2 protein-coding genes are annotated in these 1740 nt (G+C 66.4%); one reads left to right on the top strand and one right to left on the bottom strand.

Annotated elements, in window-relative coordinates:
* On the bottom strand, positions 1-912 hold a 912-nt coding region (locus tag IWX77_RS16790; protein WP_196845685.1), incomplete at its 3' end, for an isopenicillin N synthase family dioxygenase.
* Between the two features lie 157 nt (positions 913-1069).
* Here IWX77_RS16790 and IWX77_RS16785 point away from each other — a divergent pair.
* A partial coding sequence (locus tag IWX77_RS16785) for an aldo/keto reductase (RefSeq protein WP_196845684.1) occupies positions 1070-1740 on the top strand: 671 nt, incomplete at its 3' end.

The raw sequence follows: 1740 nt of genomic DNA, 5'->3' as shown, positions 1-1740 counted from the left end.
GAGAATGGGACTGTTGGTCGGGTCCGCGGAGAGTCCGCGGGCCCCGCGGGACAGACTCTCGTCGAGCTGCAGCCGCGGCATCACGGTGTCGAGTGCCGGGTTGAAGAAGAACGGCACCGAGATGCGGTCGGACCCGTCTTCGGGGGAGAGGACCCGGTGCAGGGTCGCCTTGAGGTAGCCATCCGTTGCCAGTTCGAGCATTTCACCGATGTTCACGACGAAGGCGCCGTCAAGTGGCGGAGCATCGATCCACTCGCCATCATGCTCGACCTGCAGGCCGTCTTTGCCCGGTTCGACGAGCAGCAGCGTGAGCACGCCGCCGTCGCGGTGCTCTCCGACGCCCTGGCTGCGCTCGGGCTGGCCGGGGTAGCGCACGATCTTGGTGAGCAAAAACGGGTTCTCGGCAAAGGCGTCGTCGAAGACGTTCTCGGGGCTGCCGAGGGCGAGGGCCCAAGCGCGCAACAGACGCAGCGCCACGCGGCACAGTTCGTCATTCCAGCGCAGGGTGACGGCCTCGAGTTCGGGCAGGGACTCGGGCCAGAGGTTGGGGCCCTCGAGGCGCCAGTAGTCGGGGGTGCCCTCGGTGCGGGGTACGGGCTCGCGGTCTACCCCGATGTCGATCTGCTCGCGCCAGTCCACCGTGTTGGCGGTGAGTTCTCCGCCGACGCGGGTATAACCGCGAAACTGCGGGCTGTGGATGTTCTCCAACTTCAGTTTTTGCTCGGCCGGCAGGTCGAAGAACGCGCGCGAAACGTCGAGGAGGCTTTTCGTGAGCTGAGGGTCGACGCCGTGGCCGGTCAGGTAGAAGAACCCGACCTCGTGTGTGACGCGCAGCAGTTCGGCGCGGAATGCCGCGGCTTCAGCTTCGCCGGCGTCGAGTTGGGAGAAATCGAGAATCGGAAGTGAAGGCATGACCCAAGTTTGCCACCGGGCTGCGGCACAAACGAATTGTGACGACACAAACCGTCGGATGGGGCAGGTGGGGAACGGGCCCGGCGATGCTGCGACATCCGCTGCCACGGGGCAGACTGGGGGAGCACGCCTATCCACCGACGAACAGGACGCATACATGCGCTATCGCACTCTCGGAAACAGCGGGGCGGTCGTCTCGACCTACGCCCTGGGCACGATGACCTTCGGCGCAGAGGCCGACTCCAGTACCTCCCACGCGCTGCTCGACACTTTTGTGGCCGCCGGCGGCACCCTCGTCGACACCGCGGATGTCTACAGCGCCGGCGTCTCAGAACAGATCATCGGCACCTGGCTCGCGGTGCATCCCGTGGAACGCGAACAGATCGTGCTCGCCACCAAGGGCCGGTTTCCCATGGGCAGTGGCCCCAACGACCTCGGCACCAGCCGCCGTCACCTGATACGCGCCCTCGATGACTCCCTGCGCCGCCTCGGAACCGAACACATCGACCTCTATCAGCTGCACGCCTGGGACCCGGTCACCCCGCTCGATGAGACTCTGCGCTTTCTCGACGACGCCATTCGCGCGGGCAAAATCGGTTACTGGGGTGTCTCCAACTTCACCGGATGGCAGCTCACCAAGGCGGTGCACCGGGCCCAGGCGCTCGGCTTCACCCCGCCGGTCACCCTGCAGCCGCAGTACAGCCTGCTGGTGCGCGAGATCGAGAGCGAAATCGTGCCCGCCGCCCTCGACGCCGGCCTCGGACTGCTGCCCTGGTCGCCCCTCGGCGGCGGCTGGCTCACCGGCAAATACCAGCGCGACGTGGATCC

Origin of the sequence: Cryobacterium sp. CAN_C2, assembly GCF_015751745.1 — a bacterium.
Taxonomy (GTDB): Bacteria; Actinomycetota; Actinomycetes; order Actinomycetales; family Microbacteriaceae; genus Cryobacterium.
The sequence above is the reverse complement of the archived record's forward strand: the minus strand, read 5'-3'. Positions and strand labels throughout refer to the sequence as shown.